Origin of the sequence: Sphingomonas segetis (assembly GCF_009720245.1) — a bacterium.
GTDB lineage: Bacteria > Pseudomonadota > Alphaproteobacteria > Sphingomonadales > Sphingomonadaceae > Sphingomicrobium > Sphingomicrobium segetis.
This window is the reverse complement of the sequence record NZ_WJSQ01000138.1, coordinates 1-7,287: the sequence shown is the minus strand read 5'-3', so window position 1 is coordinate 7,287 and position 7,287 is coordinate 1. Positions and strand designations below refer to the sequence as shown.

At 67.3% G+C, this 7,287-nt stretch carries 5 protein-coding genes; all 5 read right to left on the bottom strand.

Features of this window, described 5'->3' with window-relative positions; translation table 11 throughout:
* Positions 1-1,162: serine/threonine-protein kinase (locus GH737_RS11790; protein ID WP_155265004.1), on the bottom strand; the 1,162-nt coding region annotated here is incomplete at its 3' end.
* Positions 1,159-1,917: a PP2C family protein-serine/threonine phosphatase gene (locus GH737_RS11785; protein WP_155265003.1), complete on the bottom strand. Its 759-nt coding sequence runs from the start codon at positions 1,915-1,917 to the stop codon at positions 1,159-1,161. The genes GH737_RS11790 and GH737_RS11785, both read right to left, overlap by 4 nt.
* Positions 1,914-2,438: a type VI secretion system-associated protein TagF gene (tagF, locus tag GH737_RS11780; RefSeq protein WP_196233132.1), complete on the bottom strand. Its 525-nt coding sequence runs from the start codon at positions 2,436-2,438 to the stop codon at positions 1,914-1,916. Before tagF ends, GH737_RS11785 begins: the two co-directional genes overlap by 4 nt.
* Positions 2,435-5,980, bottom strand: a complete 3,546-nt coding sequence (gene tssM, locus GH737_RS11775; RefSeq protein WP_155265001.1) for a type VI secretion system membrane subunit TssM — start codon at positions 5,978-5,980, stop codon at positions 2,435-2,437. The genes tagF and tssM overlap by 4 nt, the downstream gene beginning before the upstream one ends.
* Positions 5,981-5,989: 9 nt before the next feature.
* On the bottom strand, positions 5,990-7,287 hold a 1,298-nt coding region (gene icmH, locus GH737_RS11770), incomplete at its 5' end, for a type IVB secretion system protein IcmH/DotU (protein WP_230558785.1).

The window sequence follows — 7,287 nt, the reverse complement described above, 5'->3', positions numbered from 1 at the left end:
TCGCCGCGGCGGGAGCCGTCGGCGGCGGCGGCGCGCGGCGCGCATCCAGCATTGCAATGACATCGTCCATCGAGCGGAGCCGCTCGGCCGGGTTGGCCCTCAGCATTGCCGCGAGCACCGGCCGCACGTTTTCCGGCACGCCCGACAGGTCGGGACCGGCGCGGCGCTTGTCGACCGCGTCGACGAGCGTGCCGCCCATCTTGAGGTCGTGACCGACCGCTGCCGCCGCCATCACCAGCGCGAGGCTGTAGACGTCGGTCCACGGTCCGAGCTCGCGATTGAAATCGCCGAGCTGCTCTGGGGCAACGTAGCCGAGCTTTCCGGCAAAGCCGTCGCCGATGATCGTCGCCGAGCCCGGATTGAGGTCCTTGGCGATGCCGAAGTCGACGATTTTCGCCCGTTCCATCTGGCCGCCCTCCAGCAGCACATTGTCGGGCGAAATGTCGCGGTGAAGGACGCCGAGCTGATGGGCCGCGCGAAGCCCCGAGGCGAGACGACGAAGCAGCATCTCGAGCTGCTCGGGCGAGGGCTTCACCGTTGCGAGCACGTCGCACAGCGGCGTGCCGTCGATATAATCGGTGACGATGTAGAGGATTCCGAGCTGCGGCTCCTGCGCCAGCACGCGATATTGGACGAGCGCTTCGTGCTGCAGCCTGGTCATCGACCGCGCCTCGCGCCGGAACATCGCGATGACGTTGGGGTCGGCTGCGAGCGAGGGCAGCATGACCTTGATCGCCACCCGCTCGTCCGAGGTGACGTTCACGCCTTCGAACACCTCGCCCATGCCGCCGCGGGCGATGAAGCGCTTCACCTCGTAGATGTGGTTCAGGCAGTCGCCGATCTCGATCGTCGTCTTGGCCGGGGCACCGGCGGCGCCGGGAGAACTGGTCGCCTGAGATGGTCGCGACGCGGGCGCTTCACTGGCCGGCGGTCCTTTATCGGCCGGGTGTTCGAAAGGCACCCACTCGGTCTTGTCTCCGCTTCCGTCATCGGGAGCGTTCCAGTCGGGAGGTGCGGGAGCGGCGCTGCCCGCCGTGTCCGGGCCCGGGTCCTCGGATGGAGGTCGCTCCGGCGGACTGGCGGCCGGACGACGCGGCGGCACGAAGACGGTTCGCTGCTCCTCCGGCGGCGGCTTGCCTCCTTTGTCGTCGGCTTCGCTCACTGCCCTCCGCCCGCCATGGCCGGCACCGTCGCCTCGCGGAACCTTACCGCGACCACGGTGACGTTGTCAGGTGCGCCCTGGTCGAGGGATTCGTTGACCAGATCGTTCGTCACCGCATCGAGCGAGGCCCCGGCGAGCATGCGCGCAATCACATCGTCGCCGACGCAACAGTGCAGTCCGTCGCTCGCGAGCAGGAAGGTGTCGCCGGCTTCGATTTCGTCGAGGATGGCGTCGACCTGGATCTCGGCAGTCACTCCGATCGCCCGCGCAAGCACGTGCCGCATCGGATGGAGATGGGCCTGGTCCGCCTCGAGCATGCCGAGATCGACCATTTCCTGGACCTGGGTGTGATCCTTGCTGAGCTGGTGGAGCGCGCCGTCGCGAAGCAGATAAGCGCGGCTGTCGCCGACCCACAGCACGGCGAAGCGGCTGCCGCGCACGAACAGCACGACGGCGGTCGTGCCCATCTGCTTGCCGTTTGCCGACGATTCCTTCTGGATCGCCTCGTTCGCCTCGTGGAGCGCCTCAGCGATCTGGTCGCAGCAATCCTCGAATTCCCGGTCGAGCCGTAGCTTGCCGAGCGCCTCGACGACGACGCCGGACGCCCATTCGCCATTTTCATGACCGCCCATGCCGTCGGCAACCGCCCACAACCCTTGCTCTTCCGAAGCGAACCAGCCGTCCTCGTTATGATCGCGGACCTGCCCCTGGTGCGTGCTGACCCCGGTGAAGGGCCGGAGATTGACGGTGTTCATGCAGCAGCTCCCGCCACCGATGCGAGCATGTGCGACAAAATCCCTGCCGGCCGGCGGTCCTTGAGCCTGGGTCCGGCATCCCCAAGATCTTCGTTCCACCAGCCGTCGATCACCTGCGAAGTGCCCGGCGCGATCTCCGCGGCTGCGACCGCTTGCAGCAGCTCATCCGCGGTCCAGCCCGCGGCAATCGCTTCCGACGCCGCTTCCTCGCAGAGCCTGGCAGCCGGGCCGACCTGCTCCTGTGCAAGGTCGCCGCGCGCCACCAGCAGCGGAAATCGGCGCCCCGCGGAATCGATGGACGCGGCAAGCGCACCGGCCGTCCAGCACTCGTCGCTCCAGGCAAATCGAAACGGAGGCGCCTCGTCGAACGCTTCGTCGAACCTGTCGCCGAACTCCTCGCGCGCGGAGGCCATGCTTCCGGCGAGCCACTCGTCGAGCTCGTGCCGCTCGCCCGCGCTCACTCCGCGGGCCACGAAGTCGCCGTGCGAGGGCAGCTTGCCGATCACGATCGCGGCGCTCACAGCGCGGTCGGGCAGCGGAACGACCAGATTCCGCCGCGCCCGAACGGGTTCTCGCTGGTCGGTAGCTGAAGCAGCAGCGTCACCCAGTGCGGGCCGGACCGGAAGGTGGCGCGGATCGCCTGCGGCCCGGCATTCTGCTTGTCGGCCTTGTCCATCAAGCGGAACAGCGCCCAGGGGCCTTCGGCGCTGATCCGCGCCGCCGGAACTGCCTTGGGCGCCAGAGGGTCAGGGCTCTGCGTTGCCGGAGCACTGCCTGTTTCGGGGGCGGCCGGAGGCGCCGGCGCGGCCGCTTCAGCCGCCGCTGGATACATGGCGACGAATGCCTCCGGATTGCCCTGCGGCGACCAGGAGACGATGCGTGGGCCGGGCGTTTCGTGGTCGAGCCGCTGGGTGCTGTTGCCCGACGAAATCTCGACGGCGTCGGTGTCGCTGCCGAACTTTTCGACGGTGACCTTGAGCGCGAGGCCGGACATGAGCAGATCACGGATGCGCGCCGCCTTGGCGAACTCTTCGGGCGAGGCCGGATCCATGCCGGCAGTAACCGGATTGTTCTCTTGCCAGCGCCATATCGGCCCGCTCGTGTCGATCAGAGTCTTGAGCTTCGTGTCGACATAGGAGCTGAGCGTCCCGCCGGCACCGAACACCCGCATCATGTCAAGCATGGGCGCGTCCTGTTGGGAGGCACCGAAAAAAGGGTAGCGCTGATCGGCGACCCCCTCGCACGCCGCTCCCGCCTGGGACCAAGAGGTTGCGACGGCGCCGCTGACAGTCTTGACCTGCGCTCGGGTTCCGCTTCCGCCGGCGGCCTTGACGAAGCTCTGCAACTGCGCGGGAGCCGAACCGCCCGCCAGCTTCACGCTCGTGACCGCCGTCGCCATCGCCGTCTGGAGCTCGTCGGTTGCAGCGCCGGACGCGACTGCGGAACGCGCGGCGTAAACGGCGCGGCCTGCATCCCTCACCGCGGCAACGAATTGCCTCAGCGGCGAATCGCGTTTGCCATCGCCGACATATTCGGCGATTTCCTCGAAGTGGCTCTGAATCGAGCCGCCAGCATCGAGTCCGGTTTCGCGGCCGGCATTGTAATCGCCGACATAGCGCCCGTAGCGGCTGCTGTTCAGCTTCTGCTGCAGCGCGCGACGGCCAACCGCGGCGGCACCGCCCTCGAAATTGCTGTTGCGCCGCACTTCGAGCAGCACGCGCTCGAGCGGCGACGGCTCGCGCGTGAACGCCCCGAAGGCGACCTGGTCGTTGAAATAATCCGCCGGCTGCATCAGCGCGATCACCTTCTCCCACGCGTCGATATAATCGCGCGCGTAGAGGCCGGCGACGCCGGGCCGGATGTTGCCGATGTCGGCGCGAACGCTCTCCGCATTGCTGCCGAGCACCCAGGCATCCTTCGTGACGTCACGCTGTACGGTTGCGAGCGCGACCGTGTAGAATTTCTCGAACCCCGCACGGGTGTAGAAATATGGCACTTTCGCGTTCAGCACCGCATCGGGCTGAGCGAACGCCTTGACGTCGCCCGGCGACAGGATGCCGCTCATCATCCACGGCGCGCCGGAGAGCGACGCCTTCTGCTTGAGCACGGCGTATGCGCGGTCGGATGGCGATAGTGTCTGCAGCAAGGTTCGCGTGTCGCTGACGAGGCCGCCGTCGAGCGGCGCCTTGCGGTCGGGCCACGCCGCGGCAAGGTCCTTGTCCTCCAACAGCGCGTCGAGGTGCTTTGCCAGCGCCGCCCTGTCGGACGCGCTGTCGGAGCCGGCGTAAAGCTCATTCTCCCAATCGGCCGTGACCCAGTTGCGGACCGCTTTCGAATCCATCGGACCCTGGCCGCCGAGCATCAGATAGACCTTGAGCGGCTCGTACAGGTTCATCGGATCGTTGCGGTTCGCCTGGAGGAGCTTCTCGAGCCTGAGCAGCAGCCGCGGCAGCATGATTCGACGGAGGCCCTCGCGGTACGCCTCGCTCCCCGACGACGCGAGCCCCGACTGGAACAGGCCGACGCGCATGCGCAGCGGGACGCCGGTGGTGCGCATCACTTCATAGCCGTACGGCATGTCGCGCAGCGCATCGAGCACGGGGATGGCCTGACGAAGGTCGGGGTCGCTGTCGCGAACCTGGACGAGGTCGAGTCCCGCCAGCTTCGTTTCCTGGGTCACGGCGGCGGATTGCTCGATCATTGCCGCCTGGAACTTGCGGTTGCCGCTGAAGCTGACCGTCCACGCGATGATCGTCAGCAGGGCGATCGCCGCTACGGCACCCACCGCGGCGGTCAGGCGGACGCGCTGGCGCGTGCGCGCCGCGGGGTCCATCTGCACGAGGCCGGCTTCGGTGAACATCACCTCCGACATCAGCCGGTTGAGGAAATAGGCCTTGCCGCTCGCACCGGCCGCGCTTGCCGAAGCCGGACGGTCGTAGACGTCCGCCATGCCGGAGAGGATGCGGTCGAGCGGCGCGCCTTCCTGCACGCCGCTCGTCAGATAGAAGCCGCGCAGCACTCCGCCCGGCAGTTCGCCGCCGAGGAACGCACCGTCGACCAGGCGCATCAGCCTGGCCCGAAGCGACTGGAGCTGCGCGGGGAAGCCGAGGATCAAGCTTCGCCGCTGCGAGTCCGGCTCCTCGTAGAGCCGCTTCGCCTGTCTGTCGGTGACGCTCTGCGCCATGCGGTCGAACGCCTTGGCGAGATCGTCGGCGCTCGCCCTGCCGCGGCTGTAGGGAACCGTCGACCCGAGAACGGCGCGGCGCCCTTCGAAATCGAGGTCCGCGAAATATTCGGTGAAGCCGGCCAACAGGTCGGCCTTGGTTACCATCAAATAGACCGGCGCTTCGACCTCGAGCGACTGCCTCAGCTCCAGCAGCCGGCGACGGACAGCCGCCGCATGCTCGTCGATGTGCGCGCGGTCGGAACGAATGAGCTCGTCGACGCCGATCGATACGATGATGCCGTTGATCGGCTGAAGCGGCCGGTACTTCTTGAGCAGTGCGAGAAACCTCTTCCACCCGCTCGCATCGACCGCGCGGTCGCTGTCCTGCGTGGTGTAGCGGCCCGCCGTGTCGACAAGCACGGCTTCCTCGGCGAACCAGAAGTCGAGGTTGCGCGTGCCGCCGACCCCCTGGAGGCTCTGTTCGGTAAAGGGGAAGCGCAGGCCCGAGTTGACGATCGCCGTCGTCTTGCCGGCACCGGGAGGGCCGATGATGACGTACCAGGGGCGGCTGTAGAGATAATTGCGGCGCTTGCCGCCGGCGCTGCGCAGCGACGCAACCGCCGATTTCATGCGCTCACCGAGCGCTTTTTCTTCCTCGTCGGCGGGGTCGGTCTTCGAGAGTTCCGCAGCGATGGCGGCGTTGGCGCGCCGCGCCCGGCGCCGGCGGAAGAAGGCGATGGTCAGCCAGATGACGACGACCGCCGCGCAGAAGGCGATGCGCACCCACCACGGCCGCATGAAGTGGACGAAGATGGGCAGGCCGAACAGGAACAGCGCGATCAGGATCGCGACCGCAAGTCCGGTCAGGAACCACCAGCTGGTGAAAAAACGCTTCACCGACGTCTCCTAATAAGTGCGCTGCAGCACGACCTCCACACGCCTGTTCTGCGACTTGCCCGCCGCGGTCGAATTGCTCGCGATCGGGTGACTGTCGCCGTAACCCTTGGTGGTCACGCGATCGGGTTTGCTGAGATTGCGGCGGAGGATCCCTGCAACCGTGTCGGCGCGCGCTTCGGACAGTGCCATATTGTCCGGGAACCTCAGGCTCGAGACGCGGTCGCTGTCGGCATGCCCTTCGACGGTGACTGGCCCGCGCTCGGTTTCGATGGCCTTGCCGATCCGATCGAACAGCGCCTCCCTGCCCGGCTCGAGCTGATCATCGGCCGACTTGAACAATTGCCCGACCGTCGTCCGCACGCGGACGGTCTGCCCGTCTTCGAGCACCTTCACTAGATGCTGCCGGATCTCTGGTTCCAGGAACTTCTTGAGCCGGCCCAGTTGCGCGCTGTCGCCCATCGGCATGACCGCTGCAGCGCGCGAGAGGCCGAGCGGCGTGTCGGGCATCAGCGCGGCCACCGATTTGTCCGGGCTCTCGCCGGTGTTCATCAGGATCAGGCTCATGACCGCGTAAACGAGGAAAAGCAGCCCGGCCGCGGCAGCGGCAGCCATGCCGACATAAGCCCAGAAGCCGACGCGCCTCAGCGGCGCCTTCTCACCCTTCCATTCCCGCACGATTTCGATTGGCGACAAGTTGCGAACATGCTCGAGCGCCCCCTGGAGACGCGCCATGATTTCGTGCAGGCGGCGCTGGCCGTCCGGCATCACCCGGAAGCGGCCTTCGAAGCCCGCCGCGAGGCACGCGTGGCAAAGCTCGATCAGGTCGCGGTTGTCGTTCGGGTAGCGCAGCATATCGTCGACGAGCTGCCAGAAACGATCGCCGCTGATGTTCTCGTGGAAAAAGCCCACGACCAGGCTGCGGCGTGCCCATTCGGCCGCATGGGCGCCGGTGCCGGGCAGGTTTTGGGCGATATCGTCGATCGTCGCGCAGACCGCATATTTGGCGCGCTGCCTGGTTTCATTCGAGTAATGCTGCGCGATCACCTGATCGAACGCCGCAATCACCTCGGTCGCCCGATGATGGAAACGCGGCATGCTCATCCGAACGCGGCCCGAGCGGATGCCGGCAGCGAGCGCGAGCAACGGACTCGCCTCGGCCAGCATGATATTGCGGACTTCGCGCGGCGTCGCCGGCAGCGGCACGTCGTCTTCCCCGAGACGCGAGGGCGCCATCGCGGGCCCTGGCGCGGGCTGCTCCCGGGCCTCCGGCGCCGGCGCATTCCACACCGGTTGCTGCGCATCGGGCC

Coding starts and splice junctions, on each gene's coding strand:
- GH737_RS11785 (WP_155265003.1), bottom strand. CDS start 1,917: ATGAACACCGTCAATCTCCGGCCCTTCACCGGGGTCAGCACGCACCAG.